15 protein-coding genes are annotated in these 17099 nt (G+C 70.8%); 8 read left to right on the plus strand and 7 right to left on the minus strand.

Annotation, left to right across the window (positions count from 1 at the left end; genetic code table 11):
* Positions 1 to 133: 133 nt before the first annotated feature.
* Positions 134 to 646, minus strand: coding sequence for a DUF3465 domain-containing protein (locus tag ACTJI8_RS10710; RefSeq protein ID WP_440733424.1), 513 nt, complete (start codon positions 644 to 646; stop codon positions 134 to 136).
* 66 nt (positions 647 to 712) lie between these two features.
* Here ACTJI8_RS10710 and ACTJI8_RS10715 point away from each other — a divergent pair, with 66 nt between their 5' ends.
* On the plus strand, positions 713 to 1513 hold the full coding sequence (locus ACTJI8_RS10715) for a potassium channel family protein (RefSeq protein ID WP_440733425.1): 801 nt from the start codon (positions 713 to 715) through the stop codon (positions 1511 to 1513).
* A gap of 57 nt (positions 1514 to 1570) precedes the next feature.
* Here ACTJI8_RS10715 and ACTJI8_RS10720 read toward each other — a convergent pair whose 3' ends face one another.
* Together ACTJI8_RS10720 and ACTJI8_RS10725 are read right to left on the minus strand one after the other, a co-directional pair.
* Positions 1571 to 2377, minus strand: a complete 807-nt coding sequence (locus tag ACTJI8_RS10720) for an SDR family NAD(P)-dependent oxidoreductase (RefSeq protein ID WP_233312560.1) — start codon at positions 2375 to 2377, stop codon at positions 1571 to 1573.
* A 60-nt stretch (positions 2378 to 2437) separates the two neighbouring features.
* A complete protein-coding gene (locus ACTJI8_RS10725) occupies positions 2438 to 3184 on the minus strand; it encodes an SDR family NAD(P)-dependent oxidoreductase (protein ID WP_440733426.1) in 747 nt (248 codons plus the stop codon).
* Positions 3185 to 3448: 264 nt separating this feature from the next.
* On the opposite strand from ACTJI8_RS10725, the gene ACTJI8_RS10730 reads away from it, so the two are divergent.
* From ACTJI8_RS10730 to ACTJI8_RS10745, 4 genes are all read left to right on the plus strand, one after another.
* Complete coding sequence (locus ACTJI8_RS10730; RefSeq protein ID WP_440733427.1) at positions 3449 to 4894, plus strand: APC family permease; 1446 nt, start codon at positions 3449 to 3451, stop codon at positions 4892 to 4894.
* Between the two features lie 34 nt (positions 4895 to 4928).
* On the plus strand, positions 4929 to 5792 hold the full coding sequence (locus ACTJI8_RS10735; protein ID WP_440733428.1) for a molybdenum cofactor biosynthesis F family protein: 864 nt from the start codon (positions 4929 to 4931) through the stop codon (positions 5790 to 5792).
* A gap of 1 nt (position 5793) precedes the next feature.
* The gene (locus ACTJI8_RS10740) at positions 5794 to 7443 is read left to right on the plus strand and encodes an amidohydrolase (RefSeq protein WP_440733429.1); all 1650 of its coding nucleotides are present in this window, start codon (positions 5794 to 5796) and stop codon (positions 7441 to 7443) included.
* Between the two features lie 144 nt (positions 7444 to 7587).
* A complete protein-coding gene (locus ACTJI8_RS10745) occupies positions 7588 to 8859 on the plus strand; it encodes an MFS transporter (protein ID WP_440733430.1) in 1272 nt (423 codons plus the stop codon).
* 24 nt (positions 8860 to 8883) lie between these two features.
* Here the strand turns inward: ACTJI8_RS10745 and ACTJI8_RS10750 are convergent, their stop codons facing one another.
* From ACTJI8_RS10750 to ACTJI8_RS10760, 3 genes are read right to left on the minus strand one after another with little or no spacing between them, the layout of a single operon-like run.
* Entirely contained in the window at positions 8884 to 9525 is a 642-nt protein-coding gene (locus tag ACTJI8_RS10750; RefSeq protein WP_440733431.1) for a hypothetical protein, read from the minus strand.
* The gene (locus ACTJI8_RS10755) at positions 9522 to 9884 is read right to left on the minus strand and encodes a PadR family transcriptional regulator (protein ID WP_440733432.1); all 363 of its coding nucleotides are present in this window, start codon (positions 9882 to 9884) and stop codon (positions 9522 to 9524) included. The genes ACTJI8_RS10750 and ACTJI8_RS10755 overlap by 4 nt, the downstream gene beginning before the upstream one ends.
* A 59-nt stretch (positions 9885 to 9943) precedes the next feature.
* The gene (locus tag ACTJI8_RS10760) at positions 9944 to 11116 is read right to left on the minus strand and encodes a DUF1611 domain-containing protein (RefSeq protein WP_440733433.1); all 1173 of its coding nucleotides are present in this window, start codon (positions 11114 to 11116) and stop codon (positions 9944 to 9946) included.
* Between the two features lie 266 nt (positions 11117 to 11382).
* On the opposite strand from ACTJI8_RS10760, the gene ACTJI8_RS10765 reads away from it, so the two are divergent.
* Genes ACTJI8_RS10765 through ACTJI8_RS10775 form a run of 3 tightly spaced genes read left to right on the plus strand, consistent with a single transcriptional unit; the run spans position 11383 to position 15376 of the window.
* On the plus strand, positions 11383 to 12900 hold the full coding sequence (locus ACTJI8_RS10765; RefSeq protein ID WP_440733434.1) for a class I adenylate-forming enzyme family protein: 1518 nt from the start codon (positions 11383 to 11385) through the stop codon (positions 12898 to 12900).
* Entirely contained in the window at positions 12897 to 14207 is a 1311-nt protein-coding gene (locus ACTJI8_RS10770; protein ID WP_440733435.1) for a beta-ketoacyl-[acyl-carrier-protein] synthase family protein, read from the plus strand. Before ACTJI8_RS10765 ends, ACTJI8_RS10770 begins: the two co-directional genes overlap by 4 nt.
* On the plus strand, positions 14204 to 15376 hold the full coding sequence (locus ACTJI8_RS10775; RefSeq protein ID WP_440733436.1) for an acyl-CoA dehydrogenase family protein: 1173 nt from the start codon (positions 14204 to 14206) through the stop codon (positions 15374 to 15376). The genes ACTJI8_RS10770 and ACTJI8_RS10775 overlap by 4 nt, the downstream gene beginning before the upstream one ends.
* Positions 15377 to 15472: 96 nt before the next feature.
* Here ACTJI8_RS10775 and ACTJI8_RS10780 read toward each other — a convergent pair whose 3' ends face one another.
* Positions 15473 to 17008 carry a DHA2 family efflux MFS transporter permease subunit gene (locus ACTJI8_RS10780; RefSeq protein WP_440733437.1) on the minus strand — a complete coding sequence of 512 codons (1536 nt, stop codon included), beginning with the start codon at positions 17006 to 17008 and terminating at the stop codon, positions 15473 to 15475.
* Positions 17009 to 17099 lie beyond the last annotated feature (91 nt).

Here is a 17099-nt window from a genome sequence, read left to right on the forward strand (position 1 = left end):
GTCAATTGGGGACGCATCCTGCCGGCTCATGACGGATGAGACCCCGGGGCCTGTCAGCGCAACGAACGCCGACGGCGTCACCACGGCAGTCTCGAGGGCCTGCACAGGTCGCGGAAGCCCCGCGCGCAGGACCTCAGGAGAACGTGCGGCCGTTCCAGCGAAGCCAGCCGCTCTGGTGCTGCCCCGACGGGTCATGGTGCGTCCAATGCACCGTGCCGCCCTTGTCGCTCCACTCGTAGTCGCCGAGGAAGTCGACACGGTCGCCCTTCGACAGTCCGTCAAGCCGCGGGGCGATGTCGATGTTGTGCGCGATGAGGATCGAGACGCCCCCGGGCGTGGTGAGGATGAACTTCTGATGCGGCGAGCCCTCGGTGTCATCCGCCAAGACGCGCGAGACCACGCCGGTGCCCTGCACCTCCACTCCGCTGCGGTGCTCATCGAACAGCGCGCGGACGGGATCGTCGGAGCTTCCGCCGGCAGATCCAGAGGCGGCCGGTCCGACGGCGGCCGGTCCTGAGGTCGCCGTGGACGGAGCCACCACCGCGGGCTGATCAGCAGGGATCCATCCCCTCCCGACGGCGAGCGTCGCGAGCGCGGCGAGGATCACCACGACGACGATCGTCGTCCACCTCGTCCTCCGGGTCACGGCGCCCAGCCTATCCGGGCGCGCGCGGCCATCCCGTGCCGACCCGTCCGGGCGTACGATGCGCGCATGACGTTGGAGCGCTGGCGGGGGATCACCGAGTGGCCGCTCATCGTCGCGTCCCTGCTGTTCCTCGTCACCTATTCGATCCAGGTGATCGTGGATCCTCGGGGAGAACTCGGCGCCCTGCTCGAAGACCTGCTCTGGGTCTCGTGGGGAACCTTCCTCATCGACTACATCGTGAGCCTCGTGCTCGCGCCGCGACGCTGGCACTGGTTCCTCACGCACCTGTTCAACCTCGCTACCGTGGTGCTGCCAATGCTCCGCCCCCTGCGCGTACTGCGCGTGGTCACGCTTCTCGCCGTGCTTCAGCGCACGGCCGGCCGGGCCGTGCGCGGCCAGATCGTCATCTACGTCACCAGCGCGACCCTGCTGCTGGTCTACGTCGCCTCGCTCGCAGTGCTCGACGCCGAGCGGGCCGGCGGCGGAAGCATCACCACTTTCGGCGACGCCATCTGGTGGGCGTTCGCCACCATCACCACCGTCGGCTACGGCGATCTCGCCCCGATCACGCTGGAGGGACGGGTGATCGCCGTCGGTCTCATGCTCAGCGGCATCGCGCTGCTCGGTGTCGTCACGGCGACGTTCGCCTCATGGATCGTCGAGCAGGTGTCGGCCGAGAACACCAGTCGCCAGGCCGCCACGGTCGCGCACGTCGATGCGCTTCGCGCCGAGATCGCGGAGCTGCGCACGGTGCTCGCCCGGACGGATCCAGGCCCGCGTGCCGCCGATAGCGCCGCCCCGACCACGGCGACAGCGCCGACCGCCGCGAAGACGGACGGCTCGGATCCGCGCGCGTCGAAGAACTGAACGCCTCGAACGCGGATCCGGTCCCTTCGACAGGCTCAGAGACCGGATCCACCCGCCCTACATCCCGGCGTGCTCGAACGCGGTCGTGGGCAGGTCGACGATGTGCGCGCCGCCGTCGACGACCAGCACCGATCCGGTCATGTACGACGACTCGCTGGATCCCAGGAACCGCACGACGGCCGCGATCTCGGCAGGCTGCGCGGGGCGGTGCAGGGGCACGTCCGCGGTGACCGTGGCGTACGCCTCCTCCCGCGACGCGAGGCCGGCGTGCTCCGCGAACTCGTCCATCTCCTCGTCCGCCATCGGCGTCTGCACCCATCCGGGGCAGACCGCATTCACGCGCACCCCGTGCTTGCCGTAGTCGCGCGCGAGCGTGCGAGTGAGGCCGATCAGCGCGTGCTTGCCGACGGTGTACCCCGCGACCGAGGGGCCGGCGAAGAGTCCCGCGAGCGACGAGATCACGACGATCTGGCCCTTGGCCTCGATGAGCGCGGGGAGCGCCTCGCGCGCCATCACGAACGCCGTCGTGAGGTTCGCGCGGATCGCGCCCTCCCAGCCGGCATCGTCCGTCTCCCCCACCGGGGCGAACCCGTGCCCGCCCGCATTCGCGACCAGCACGTCGATGCGGCCGAACGTCGCCAGCACCTCGGCGACCGCACGCTTCGCGTCCTCGGTCGAGGCGGCGTCGGCGATCACGGGATGCGCGCCGACCGCGCGCTCGACCTCGCGCAGCGGCGCCTCGCGTCGTCCGACGACGACGACGTGCGCGCCCTCCGCGGCGTAGCGGGCGGCGATCGCGGCGCCGATGCCGGTGCCGCCGCCCGTGATGACGACGACGCGTCCGGTCGATCCGTTGGTGGTCATGGGGTCTCCTGTCGGGGAAGCGGGGATGCGAGAGAGAAGGGGCCGGATTGATGTCGAGGCTCAGGCGGGGAAGCCGGAGCGGGCGCTGTATCCGAAGTCGCTGAGGATGCCGGATCCGTTCACGGCGCGGGCGCGCGGAGAGGCGAGATAGACCACGTGCGCCGCGATCTCCTCGGCGCTCTGCACGGGGAAGGCCGGGGCGACGAACGCCTCGTCGCCGAGATCGCCCCGGCTCATCGGAGTGTCGACGACCGACGGCGACACCGTCGTCACCCGCACGTCATCGTCCGCGAGGTCGACGCTGAGCGCGCGCCCGAACTGCACGAGGGCGGCCTTGGACGCGCAGTACGGCGCCATGCCGGGCGACGCCACGAACGCGGAGTCACTGGCCACCAGCACGACCGAGGCCGCGGGCGCCGCGCGCAGCGCCGGCAGCGCGGCCCGGAGCACGAGGAAAGCCCCGGTCACGTTCACGGCGAACACGGCCTGCCACTCGGCGAGCGAGGTCTCGTCGATCCCGGATCCGACCGAGCCGGAGATGCCCGCACAGCACACCACCGTGTGCAGGGCGCCGAGGGCAGCGACGGCATCGGAGACGGCCGCGCCGACCGCGATCTCGTCCGTGACATCGGCGACCACGGGGACGGACCCCGGGCAGGTCGCGGCGGTCTCCGCGAGCCCCTCGGCCGAACGGTCCAGCAGCGCGACCCGCACCCCCTCTGCGGTGAGCGCCTGTGCGACGGCACGCCCGATCCCTCCGGCGGCACCGGTGACCAGGGCGGTCCTGCCCTGCAGCTGCAGCTCCATCGCCGCTCCCTCCGTGCGCGGTGCCGGCCATGCCGACCGTCTCCGTTCCGCCATCCTGCTCCGCCGACGAAGCGGGATCGAGGGGGCGCGGGACGGGTGTGCACGCTGACACCATCGTCCTTCGCTCATGAGCAAGTCCGCCGCACCCGGGAAGGGCAGACTCGGCAGAGTCCGAGAATGCCCGTCTTCCACGCAGCATCACGTCCGCGCTGCGACGCCCACCCTGGCCGGAAGAACGCGCCGTCACCGAGCGAAGGAGCCGACGTGACCACTGAACAAGACCAACAGACCCACACCGCACTGCGACAGGGAGCCCTCGGCGTCGCCGGGATCGTCTTCCTGGTGCTCGCCGCCGTCGCGCCGCTCACCGGCATCGTCGTCGTCGCCTCCCTTGCGATCGCGCTGGGCAACGGCGGCGGCGCGCCGATGTCGTTCTTCCTCGTCGCCGCGATCCTGCTGCTGTTCGCCGTCGGCTATGCGCAGATGTCGAAGCAGCTCGTGAACGCGGGCGGCTTCTACGCCTTCGTCGTGAAGGGCCTCGGCCGCACCGGCGGGCTGATCGCCGGCCTCATCGCCACCCTCGGCTACAACTTCTTCGTGGTCGGCACCATCGGCACGAGCGGCTTCTTCATGCAGTCGATCATCAAGGAGCTCACCGGCTTCGACATGAGCTGGATCCTCTGGGGCCTGCTCTCGATCGCCGTCTGCTTCGTGCTCGCCCGCATCGGCGTCGACTTCTCCTCCAAGGTGCTCGGCGTCTGCCTCGTGCTCGAGACGACGATGCTGCTCGTCTTCGATGTGTCGGTGTTCGTGCAGAAGGGATTCTCCTTCGCCGCGTTCAGCCCCGAATGGGTGTTCTCCGGCTCGCTCCCGATCGGCATGCTGCTCGCGGCGACCGGATTCCTCGGCTTCGAGGCAACGGCGCTGTTCAGCGAGGAGGCCAAGCAGCCGCTGCGCACGATCCCGCGCGCCACCTACACCGCGATCATCGCGATCGGCGTCATCCTCGGCGTCACCACCTGGGCGGTCGTCAGCGCGATCGGCGTGCCGGACGCGCAGGCTGTCGCCGTGAAGCACCTGCCCACGGGCGACCTCATCTTCGTACTGGCCCAGCGCTACCTCGGCGGCCCGCTCACGACGGTCATGATGATCCTGCTGCTGGTCAGCCTGTTCGCCGCGATGCTCGCCTTCCACAACTCCGCGAGCCGCTACCTGTACGCGCTCGGCCGCGCCCGCATCCTGCCCCGTGCGCTCGCCCGCACCCGCGCGGGCGGGTCTCCGGCGATCGCCGGCATCGTGCAGGCCGGCTTCGCAGGCGTCGTCGCCGTCGTCTTCTTCGTCGTCGGTGCGGATCCGATCGTGCAGGTCGTCCCGGCCATGCTCGGCTTCGGCACGCTCAGCGTGCTGATCCTGCAGGGCCTGGCGGCGCTGTCGATCGTCGTGTACTTCCGCCGGCAGCACGACACTCGCTGGTGGAGCACCTTCATCGCGCCGGGGATCGGCTTCCTGGGCATCGCGGCGATCTCGATCCTCGCGATCTTCAATTTCAACATCGTGGCCGGATCCGAGGAGCTCTGGATCAACCTCCTGCCGCTGCTGCTGGTGCTGGCGGTGGTCGGCGGGATCGTCTACGCGCAATACCTGAAGCGCACCAGACCCGCCGTCTACGACGGCCTCGCCGCCGATCTCGAGCAGTTCAGCAACCGCTGACATCCACTTTCACCACCCCTCATCAAGGAGCATCATGACCACCATGAACCCCGCCGACACCTCGACCTGGTTGCCGCTGGACGGCCTCGCCCCCGGCTTCGACGCGAACAAGGCGCCGCACACCACGGCTCTGTCCGGGCGCGAGATCAACGTCACCGCCCCCAACGGCACCCGCATCGCGCATCGCTTCGCCGACGACGAGGTCACCTGGACCTACTCGCCGGGTGAGGGCGACCCGACGGCGCCCGCGACCGACACCGACGCCTATGAGGCCATCGAGGTCGACGACGACCTGTTCTACGTGCAGTTCCACCACCGCTACCTGCCGAACGAGGCGGTCTCCCTCGTGATCGACCTGCGCGCCGGACGCGTGCTCTCGATCATCAGCGAGATCCTGCCGCAGGCCGAGCAGGGCCGCACGCGCGTGCAGCACCACTTCGGCACCGCGACGATCGACGGCATCGAGGCCGCCGGCGTCGAGCCGCAGCCGACGACCGCCCTCATCGGCCGCCGTGTCGAGTGGGTGTACAGCGAGATCCACGCGTACGAGCACGTGTACCTCTCCGAGCGCTGGTACACCTGGCAGTGCCTGGCCGGCCCGGAGCGCGGGCTCGCCGACACCGATGAGAACAGCGTGTGGGAGATCCGGCCTGGGATCTACATGTTCGCCTGGCGCGAGAAGGTCATCCCGTGCGCGTCGATCACCGTCGCCGACCACCGCGACATCAACAAGATCCGCTCGCACGGCGTGCTGTTCGGACTGGACGAGACCGGCGAGGTGCCCACGCACTTCACGTTCGGCGCCTGGGGCCGCCTCATCTCGGTGACGCACCACGCGCCCGAGCTCGAGCCGGCGAACTTCGGCGCGCAGGGCACCGGCGAGAAGGCGACGGCCTGACATGACGACCGCCCCCGCCGAGCTCATCGTCGCCGCCGACGTCATCCGCACCGTGGATCCCGCTCGGCCCGACGCCCAGGCGTTCGCCGTGCGCGACGGCCGCATCGCCGCGATCGGCACGCGCGCCGAGGTCGACGCGCTGCGCGGACCCGCGACACGGGTGCTCGAGCTCGGCGGGGCCGCGGTCTACCCCGGCTTCGCAGACGTGCACAATCACCACGCTCTGGCCGGGCGCACAGAGCTCTTCGAGCTCACCCTGCCGCCCTCCCTCACTCTGGACGAGATCCTCGACCGGGTGCGGGAGAAGGCCGCGACGCTGCCGGACGACGCGTGGATCATCGGCGGCGTGGTCGCCTCGACCATGCTCCCGTCGCTGCAGAGCACGGCCGTCCGGCTCCGGCTGGACGAGGCCGCGGGCGGGCGCCCGGTGGTCATCGCGGAGGACTCCCGGCACAATCGCTGGGCGAACTCGCGCGCCCTCGAGCTCGCGGGCATCGCGCCGGGCTCGATCCCGGCCGGCGGCGTCACGATCCTCGACCCCGAGGACGGCACCCCGACGGGCGTGCTGCTCGAAGCCGCCGGGATCCCCGTGCAGGAGGCGTACGACCGATCCGGCGGTCTGAGCGCCGCGCAGCACCGCGCGGCATCGGCGCACGGCGTTCACCTCGCGAACAGCTACGGCATCACCGCGTTCCAGGATGCGGGCGTCTCCATCGACATCCTCGGCGCGCTCCGAGCCCTCGACACGAATGGCGAGCTGAACGCCTGGGTCGTGTCCTCCCTGCTCGTCAACGACGAGATCTTCGGCTTCGACCCGGTCGGATCCGCCCTCATCGAGCGCGGCGAGGAGTTCCGCACCGCGCACCACCGCCCCGACTTCGTGAAGATCTTCCTCGACGGCGTGCCGCCGGCACGCACCGCCTCGTTCCTGGAGCCGTACGTCCCCGACGCGGCGCACGGGGCGCACTTCCACGGTGAGACCACGATGACGTTCGACGAACTGTACGGCTGGCTGCGGCAGGTCGCCGAGCGCGGCCTCGGCGCCAAGGTGCACTGCACCGGCGACGGATCCGCCCGCCTCGTGCTCGATGTCGCGGAGCAGCTGCGCGCCGAGGGCTTCACGACCCCGATCCAGATCGCGCACGGCCAGTTCCTCGCCGACTCCGACATCCCGCGACTCGCCGCGCTCGACGTCGTGGCGGACATCTCGCCCTTCATCTGGTTCCCCGGTGTCATCCCGCAGATGCTCACCGAGGTGCTCGGCGAGCGTGCCGAGCACTCGCAGCCGAACCGGGCTCTCATCGACGCCGGGGCTCTCGTCGCCGGCGGATCCGACTGGCCGGTGAGCGAGTCGCCGAACCCGCTCGAGGGCATCCAGGGACTGGTGACCCGGGCGGATCCCCTGCGCCGCGCGCCAGGAACGCTCTGGCCGGAACAGGCGATCACCGCCGAGGAGGCCCTGCAGGTCTTCACCCGCAACGCCGCCGTCGCGATGGGCCTCGGATCCGAGACCGGATCCCTGGAGGTCGGCAAGTCCGCCGACTTCGTTGTGCTGGACCGTGACGCGATCGCGGGCCCCGCCGACGCCATCATCGACGCGCGCGTGCTCTCGACCTGGTTCGCCGGGCGTGAGGTGTACACGGCCGACTGAGCAGTCGCGCATCCGTCCGCGCCGCCGTGCTCGTTGCCGGCGGCGCGGAGGCGTTCTGCGTGGCCCCGCCACGGGCGTAGAATGGTATACCAATCGCGCACCGTGCCCCGGATCGCGCCCGCCCGCGCACGATCAGGAGACCGGATGGCCATCGAGGAGCGCCCCGACGCCCGCCCGAATCGGTTCTCCGCCGCTCTGCTCCGCCCGTTCTCCTCCCTGCACGGCAATCGCGAGTTCTCGGCCCTGCTGCTCTCGAACATCGCCTTCTTCGGGGGGATGTGGACGCTCACGTTCATCCTCGGCTGGATGGTGTTCGCGCAGACCGGATCCGAGATCCTCGTCGCCGCGTTCACCACGGTGCGGCTGCTTCCCCTGCTGCTCGGCCCGCTCTCCGGCGCGATCTCGGACCGGATGGACCGCAGGCGCCTGCTCATGATCGCGTGCGGCGTCGCGATCGTCGCAGCCGTCGGCCTCGCCGCCCTCACCACGGCCGGGCTCGGCTCGTTCGGCGTGCTCACCGCCGGCGGGCTGGCGCTGGGGCTGGCGCACTCCCCCTCCCAGCCCGCGCGGGCCGCGCTGGTCGCGGGCAAGGTGCCGGCGGAACAGCTCAGCAACGCGAACGCGCTGAACGCCCTGGCGATGAACACGACGCTCATGCTCGGGCCGGCGGTCGGCGGGCTGCTGGTGAGCGCGTTCGGCACGGCGACGGCGCTGTGGATCGGCTCCCTCTGGTTCGTGCTCTCGCTGATCGCGCTTCGTGGCGTGACTGGCGGCTACAGGCCGCCCGAGGTGCCGCACTCCTCGATCTGGCGCATGCTTGGCGAGGGTTTCCTCGCGATCGCGCGCCTGCGCGTGGTGCTGGCAGTGCTGCTGATCACGGTCGCCGTGAACTTCCTCATCTGGTCGATCCACCAGGGCTTCATGCCGGTGTTCGCGCAGAGCATGCGGCTGGACGCGGCCGGACTCGGCCTGCTGCTGACCGCGTTCGGAGTGGGCGGAATCGTCGGCTCGCTCGTGATCGCCGCCCTCGGCGACTTCCCGTGGAAGGGCGCCGTGTTCGTGTGCGGGATCGCCGGGATGTCAGTGTGCTGGATCCTGTTCGCCCTGGCGCCCACGACGCTCATCGCGACCGGCGCATTCATCCTCGCGGGGCTCGTCTCGTCGGTGTTCGGAGTGCTGCAGAACACGCTCATGCTGTCCGCCACGCCGCCGGCGCTGCAGGGGCGGGCCATGGGACTGCAGGAGCTGGCGATCGGCGCGCAGCCCATCGCGGCGCTGGCCATCGGCGCCACCGCGCAGAGCATCGGGATCGCCGCCACAACGGTGATCAGCGCGAGCCTGCTGATGCTGTTCCTGGCCGTGATGGCGCTCAGCGTGCCCGCGCTGATGCGCTACCACGGCACACCGGGAGCCTGATCGGATCCGGGTCCGCGGCCTTCGTCAGCGACGCGGCGTCTCGCGTCCGCGCAGGCGCCAGAGCAGCCATGCTGCGCCGACGGGGACGAAGAAGAACCCCAGCACGATCGACGTGTGCCACATCGCAAGCCCCGATGGCAGCAACGGATTCGACGTGCCCGGTCCGGCGGCCGAGCCGCTGCCTTGCCACAGCGCGCCGAGGAGTGAGATCAGCGCGATCAGGACGCAAACGGCGAACGGCAGCAGGATCGCCACCGCCTTCTCCCACCGCCGCCAGAACCTGCTCGATGTGACCAGGGCCACCCCGATGACCCATCCGCCGATCGGGAACAGGAAGCTGCCGATGCCGAGCACGAGTGCGCCGACGATCGCGAACCACTTCGTGTCGACCATCGCAGGCTTCGCCGACGGAACAGGTGCCGGAGTCACGACGACCACGGGCGCGGGTGGCGCGGACCCGGTCTCCTCCTTCGCGGCCGCGGCGATCCGCACCGGATCCCCGAGCTGCACGATCCGCGACTGCAGTTCCGCAGCATCGAGCCCGTCGAGCTCCTCCTCGATGCCGCTGCGCAGTTCGTTCGCGACACGCCACGGCAGATCCGCGATGGCGGCGTCGAGCCGTCCCAGGTAGTCGTCACGCAGGCTCTGCGCCTCGGCCTCGGTCATGCTTCCCCCTCTGCGGTCACCCGCGCCGTCGGCGGGGCCTCTGCGATCAGACCGGCCACGCTGCGCGCGAACGGCGTCCACGATGTGCGGAACTGCGCGAGTTGCCGCACTCCGCTGTCGGTGAGCTCGTAGTAGCGGCGCACCGGGCCGGACTCCGACGGGCGCTCGAACGTACGCACCCAGCCGCTCTGGCGCAGCCGCGACAGCAGAGGATAGAGCGTGCCGATGCTCGCGATGAGCCCCTCGGCCGTGAGCCGCTCGGCGAGCTCCCAGCCGTACATCGGACCGCGCGCGAGCAGCCCGAGCACGCAGTACTCGACAACGCCCTTGCGCATCTGCGCCCCGGCGTCCGGTATCATGCATCACAAGCTAGCTTGCATGGCAAGAGAGATCAAGACGAAGCCCGGCAGGGCGGTCTTCAGAGCGACCGCGCGGACGCCAGACGCTCGACCGTCGGGGTGAGCTCCGGGAACGCGCGGAGCACGATCTCGACGAGGGCATCGAGCGGGCGAGTGAGCGGATCGGTGGCGGGAAGGCCGAGCTCGAGCTCGATGCTCTCGATGGCTATGCCGATCTCCGCGTCGGTCATGCCTTCGTGGTTCACCGTCACCCCGATGACCTTCGTGTCGGCGAAGGCCTCGATCAGTGCCACTTCGCTGGCCAGCGTGGGCATCGGCACCATCGGGAAGTCCCCCAGCGTGCGGCGTTTGGGAGCATGCTGCACCAGAACGCCCGCCGGACGGCTGCCGCGAAGGATGTGCGCCGACGTCAGATAGGCGGGGTGGCTGAGCGCGCCCTGCCCTTCGACGACGATGACGTCAGGATCCTCCCCTTCGAACGCGGCGACCACCTGGTCTTCCACCTCACCGGAACAGTACTGGGGAACCAGAGCGTCAAGAGCGATACCGTATTTGCCGCCCTGGATGATCGTCGTCTGCCCGGTGCCGACCATCACGGCGCGGATGCCGCGCTCGTTCAACGCCCGGACCAGCAGAGTCGCGGTGGTGCGTTTGCCGATCGCGCCGTCCGTGCCGAGGACGGCGATCCGCGGGCAGGTGACGTCGAAGATCCGTCCGGAGAAGAGATGCAGATCCTGCTTCTCCCGCGGGCGTCGGATGTCCGTGAGGGAAACGCGCGCCACGAGGGACGCCGCCACGAACTCGACGTCGTCGTTGAGGAACTCGTGCAAGCCGTTGATGATGTGCATCCCGTGGGCGATGCCATCCAGGAGCACCACCCGCTGTTCTGTGGAGAGCAGGCCGTCCGCCGGCGCGACTCCGCAGATCAGGTAGTCGGGCGCTGTGCCCGCATGAGCGATCGCCTCAGCAAGACTGGCGAGCACCGGAATGCCATTGGCATGGCCATCCAGCAGCATTCCCGCATCGGCTCCGGCATGGCGGCTGTCGAGGACGCTCAGGATCTCGTACTTCTCGGAGTGGCGGATGAGACCGTTCGCGGTCTTGCCGTCCTGCTCGCCGAACTGGCCTTCGCAGTAGATCACCGCTGTGGAGCCCGGGGGAAGGGCAGGAGTCGGATCGGTCAGGTCCGCGGAACGCGGCTCGGCAGAATCAACAGCGACAAGAGCGTGCATCGGTCTCCTACAGGTCTCGCAGAGGAGGCGACGCAAAGCGGAAGGCCGAAGCCCATCGGTCGACAAGAAGTCTTCCCTGGTCGTCGGCAGGAATGCCGACTCCTTCGACAGTAGCACCGTTGCCTGTGCACCCGATCGGCGCGGTCGCCTCGCTCACAGGACGAGTGACCAGCGGCCCGACCGGTCCCGTGACCGCGCCCGGTCATAGACTGGATCGGCGAAGCCGGGCCGCGCCCGGCGCGCACGCGTCACGGGAAGGGCGGGGCATGCCGATCACCAGGACCGTGCTCTCCACCGCCGCGCACGATCCCGCTCAGCCGGCCATCGTCGGGCCCGATGGCGCCCTGGACTACGCCGGGCTCGTCGAGGACTCCCGTCGCGTGTTCGCCGTCGTCGACGCCGCACATCGCGCACAGGCCGCTCCCCCGCCACCAGCGCCGGAGACCCGCGGGATCCCGATCACCGCGGTCAGCATCGCCAGCGCCTTCCACGCCGCGCGCATCGTCGCCGGCCTCGCCGGCTATCGCGCGGTGTCCGCCACCATCGACCCGCAGTGGCCGCTCGCGCACCGCGTGCACGTCGTGGTGGCGGCGGGGATCGGGCTCGTCATCGGCGACGACCCCGCGCTCGCACCCGCACTCCGCGCCGCCGGATGGACCGGCACCGTGCTCTCCCTCGCGGAGTTCCGCGCGCGGGAGGCGACGACGGCTCTCGCGGATCCGCCCACGGTGCGCGATGCCGACGAGGCGTTCCTGCTGCTGTTCTCCTCCGGCACCACGAGCGATCCGAAGGCCTTCCTGAAGACGCGGCGGCAGTACCGCGAGAACGTCACCGTCTCGAGCGCGCACCTCGAACCACGTCCCGGTGTGCAGACTCTGGCCCCGGGACCGCTGTCGTACAGCCTCACGCTGTACGCGCTCATCGAATGCCTCGCCACCGGCGGCGGCGCACACCTCGCCGATGCCTTCGATGCCGCCCACCTGGCGCAGCGCGTCGCGGCGGAGAGGATCACTCGGATCGTCGCCGTGCCGGCCGTGGTGCAGGTGCTCATCGATGCCGCCCGGCGCGCTCCCGACGCCTTCGCCGGGCTGGACCTCGTCGTCACCGGCGGTGCGAACCTGCCCGCGGCGCTGCGCGATGGCCTCGCCACGGCACTGCCGCGCGTGCGGCTGATCAGCTACTACGGCGCCGCGGAGATCGGATTCATCGGCGACAGCCGCGGCGGCGACGGCACGCTGCTCGACATCTACGACGGCATCGGCGCCGAGATCCGCGACGACGAGGGCGACGTCGTGCCCGACGGCGAGCTCGGCACGCTGTGGATCCACGCCGCCGCCTGCTCGGACGGCTACCTCGCCGCGGCGACCGACGCCGTGCTGCGAGGGCCCGACGGCTGGGCGACCGTGCACGACATGGGCCGCCTGGTGGACGGGCGACTGCAGCTGGCCGGACGAGCCGGCGACATCGTCACGACGGGCGGGCACAAGGTCTCACTGCCCGAGGTGGAGCGCGCGTTCGACGCGATGCCCGGGCTCGGTCCGGTGTGCGCCGTGGCCCTGCCGGATCCGCGACTCGGCAGCGTTGTGGCGCTCGTGGTCGAGGCGGGTTCCCCCGCGCAGATCACCAAGGCCACCCTCCAGGCCTGGGCGCGCGAGCGGCTGGCGCCGCAGTTCGTGCCACGGCGCTGGTACGTCCTCGAGCGGATCCCGCGCACGGCCGGCGGCAAGATCCGGCGCCCGGCGACCACCGCGCTCATCGAGCAGGGCGAAGGGATCCGGCTGTGAGCCCGGCGGCGCGGCGCGTCGTCGTCACCGGGCTCGGCGCGATCACGCCGAGCGGCCTCGACGTCCTCTCCCTCTGGGACGCGGTCGTCGCGGGCCGCAGCGCCATCACCGCCCTCGACGAACCGGACTTCCGAGAACTGGCCGTGCGGATCGGCGGCAGGATCCAGGGCTTCGACGCGACAGGGGTCGTTGATCCGCCGCTGAGCCGCCGCCTCAGCCCCCTGCAGCTCTGGGCGATCGCCGCCGCGGATCAGGCCCTGGCCGACGCCGGCGTCGATCCCGGCGCGCTGCGCTCCGGAGCAGCGCTCCCCTGGGATCCGACCCGCGCCGCCGTCCTCGCCGCGACCGGATCCGGCCCGGTGGACGCGATGCAGGCCGCCACCCGCGCCCTCGACGCCCGTGGTCCCCGCGGCGTGCCGCTGAGCGTCGTCGTGCACGGCGCGCCGGATGCCGCGGCAGCGCTGCTCAGTGAGCGGTACGGCGCCCGCGGCACCGCGCACGGGGTCACGGCGACGTGCGCGTCCAGCGCGATCGCGCTCGGCGACGGGCTGCGCCGCATCCGGCACGGGTACGCCGACGCCGTGCTCGTCGTCGGCATGGAGGACTGCCTGAACCCTGTCAACCTTGCGGCGAACGCGAACCTGCGCGCGCTCGCCAGCGGGTACGAGTCGGATGCGTCCGCGGCCAGCCGTCCGTTCGACCGCGGACGCCGTGGCTTCGTGATGGCCCAGGGCGCCGCGGCTCTGCTGCTCGAGGCCGAGGACGTCGCTCGCGCCCGCGGCGCCGCACCGCTCGCCGTGCTGGCCGGGTTCGGCGAGTCCAGCGACGCGCACCATCCCACGGCCCCGCATCCGCAGGGACTCGGCGCCGCGCAGGCCGTCGCCGCGGCGCTCGCCGACGCCGGGCTGGATCCGCATGCCGCACACGCCATAGACCACGTCAATGCCCACGGCACAGGCACCCCGGCCGGCGACGCGGCCGAGCTCGCGGCGCTCGAGAACGTGTTCGGCGCGCACGCCCGGCAGATCCCGACCACGGCGACGAAGTCGAGCACGGGACACCTGCTCGGCGCGTCCGGAGCCGTCGAGGCCATCCTCGCGATCCAGACGCTGCGCACCGGCCTGATCCCCCCCACGGTCAACCTCGACGACCCCGAGTTCGCGGACTGGGACATCGTGCGCGGCATGGCCCGAGCGGCCGGGCGGATCCGCCGCGTCCTCTCCCCCTCTTTCGGGTTCGGCGGCCACAACGGCGCCATCGTGCTCGAGTCCCCCGACCTCTCCGACCACGCACAGGAGGCACGATGACCGACCGTCTCACCCGCCACGCCGAGCTCGCCGAGCACTATCTGCCGGATGAGCTGCTCGAGCGGTTCCGCGAACGCGCCGCCGTGTACGACCTGGAGAACCGGTTCTTCGACGAGGACCTCGCCGAACTCACCGAGCGCGGGTACCTGCTGCTGTTCGTGCCGGAGGCGCACGACGGCCCCGGCCTGAGCCTCGATGAGGTCTCGCATCTGCAGCAGCGGCTCGCGACCGCGGCTCCCGCGACCGCGCTGGCCGTGAACATGCACCTCATGTGCACCGGCGTCGCGAAAGCCCTCGCCGACCGCGGCGACCACTCGCTCGACGACGTATTCGCCGAGGCGATGGCCGGCGAGATCTTCGCCTTCGGGATCAGCGAGCCCTCGAACGACTGGGTCATGCAGGACTCGAAGACGGCCGCCGTTCCGCAGGCCGACGGCGGCTACCTCCTCAGCGGCGTCAAGATCTTCACGTCTCTCTCCCCCGTCTGGACCCGGCTGATCACGCACGGCCGCGACGACACGGATCCGGAGAACCCGATGCTCGTCTACGGCTTCCTCGAACGCGGCACGGAGGGCATCACCGTGTCGGACCAGTGGGACGTGATGGGGATGCGGGCGTCGCAGAGCCGCGCCACGATCCTGAAGAGCGTGCGCATGGCGCCGGAGCGCGTGAACCGCCGCATCGCCGTGGGGCGGGTGCCGGATCTGCTCACGTTCGCGATCACGAGCAACTTCCAGCTGCTCATCGGATCCGTCTACGCCGGCGTCGCCCGTCGTGCGCTCGACCTGGGCGCAGCAGGTCTGAAGAAGCGACGCTCCGCGAAAGCTGACGCGACCTACGCCGAGGTTCCCGAGTCCCGCACCCGGCTCGCCGATGCGCACCTCGACTATCTCGCCGTGCCGGCGCAGCTCGAGGCGTACTGCCGCGACTTCGACGAACTGCTCGACCACGGCGCACGGTGGCCGCTGCTGCTCGTGAGTGCACGGCTGAACGCCTCGACGGCCGCCCGCCGCGCCGCCGAGGCCGCCCTCATGTGCACCGGCGGATCCGGTTTCGACAACGGCCACGAGCTGAGCCGTCTGTACCGCGATGCCACGGCGGGACTGTTCCACCCGCCGAGCGCGGACGCCGCCCGCCCGATGTTCGCCGCGGCGCTGCTGGACGACTGAGCGCCCCCGACGCCGGCACCCCCTTGCAGCATCGGGGCCCCCTCGCAGGAACGTCGCTGCGAGGGGGCCCCGATTCTCAGAGGGGGCGTCGGCGGTTCAGGCCTCCGCCTCCGAGACCTCGGCCGCCACCGCCGCCGTCGCCTCCTCCTCCGCCGTCGTCGCCGCCACCGCCGCCGCCGCCGGACGGCGCACGCACAGGGCGAGGGCGATGACGACGAGCGAGAGGATCGCGCCTGCGAGGAACGCGAGGTGCGAGCCCGCGGCAGCTGCTGCCGGCGAGGGGAGGTCGGGATCCGCGGATCCGGTCGCGGTCACCCCGGTCGCGTACAGGGCGACGAAGATCGCCGTGCCCGCGGCGCCGGCCACCTGCTGCAGCGTCGCGATCGTCGCGCTGCCGTGCGAGTACAGCTGCGGGGCCAGCGAACCGAGCGAGGCGCTGAACGCCGGCGTGAACAGGAAGGCGAGCGACAGCATCAGCACGATGTGCGCCCCCAGCAGCACCACCCAGGAGGAGTGCTCCCCCAGTCCGAACGCGAGGGTCCAGAGCGAGGCCGCGAGACCGATGGATCCCGGGATGACCAGCGGGCGCGGACCGAAGCGGTCGTACAGCCGCCCGACGGTGGGTCCGGCGAGCCCCATCAGCAGGCCGCCGGGGAGCAGGATTGCACCGACCCACAGCGGGTCGAGGCCCAGCGTGTAGCGCGCGAACTGCGGCAGCACGATGAAGGCGCCGAACAGCGACACCATGCCGGCGGTCATCATGGCGACCGCGACGGCGAAGTCCCGCGAGAGGAACGTGCGCAGATCGAGCAGCGCCGAGTCGGTGCGCTGCAGCACGAGCTGACGCCAGACGAAGAGCCCGAGCCCGGCCAGGCCGAGCACGATCGGGATCCAGGGCTGCACCGCCGCCTCGCCGACCGCGGTCGCGCCGATCTGGCTGAGACCGAACACCAGTGCGGAGAACGCCAGGGCGGCGAGGACCACCGACAGCGCATCGAGCGGAACGGCACGCGTCTCCGAGACGTTCGGGATGCGGCGGATCCCGATGGCGAGCATCGTGAGTGCGATGGGAAGCATCACCCAGAAGAGCCCCTGCCACGGCAGCACCTGGATGAGGGCGCCCGAGACGATGGGTCCGACGGCAGGCGCCACGGACATGACGATCGACACGCGCCCCATGACCCTGCCGCGCTCCTCAGCGGGCACGACCGTCATCACGGTCGTCATCATGAGCGGCATCATCACGGCGGTGCCCATGGCCTGTACGACGCGGCCCACCACGAGCATCTCGAAGACCGGGGACAGCGCGGCGATGACCGTGCCGGCGACGAAGCTCGACATCGCGACGGTGAAGACCGTGCGGGTGCGCAGGCGCTGCATGAGCCAGCCGGTGGTCGGGATGACGACCGCCATGGTGAGCGCGAAGGCCGTAGTCAGCCACTGCCCACGGGTCGCGTCGATGTGCAGCGACTCCTGGATCCGCGGCAGTGCCACGGCCATCATCGTCTCGTTCAGGAACACGACGAAGACCGCGGCGAGCAGCAGCCTCAGCGCGGTGCGGTTGCGCGCGGCGACTCCGGCGTCCGATTCCGGCGAGGCATCGATCTCGGCCGGGGCGATGGTGGCGGTCATGTCCTTCTCCTTCTCGCGATGTGCCCGAATCCGGGTTACTGCAAAAAATAAAGCACACTGCAAATAATGAAGTCAAGTGGTATCGTGATTT

Source organism: Microbacterium sp. 22303, from assembly GCF_052045265.1.
Taxonomy (GTDB): Bacteria; Actinomycetota; Actinomycetes; order Actinomycetales; family Microbacteriaceae; genus Microbacterium.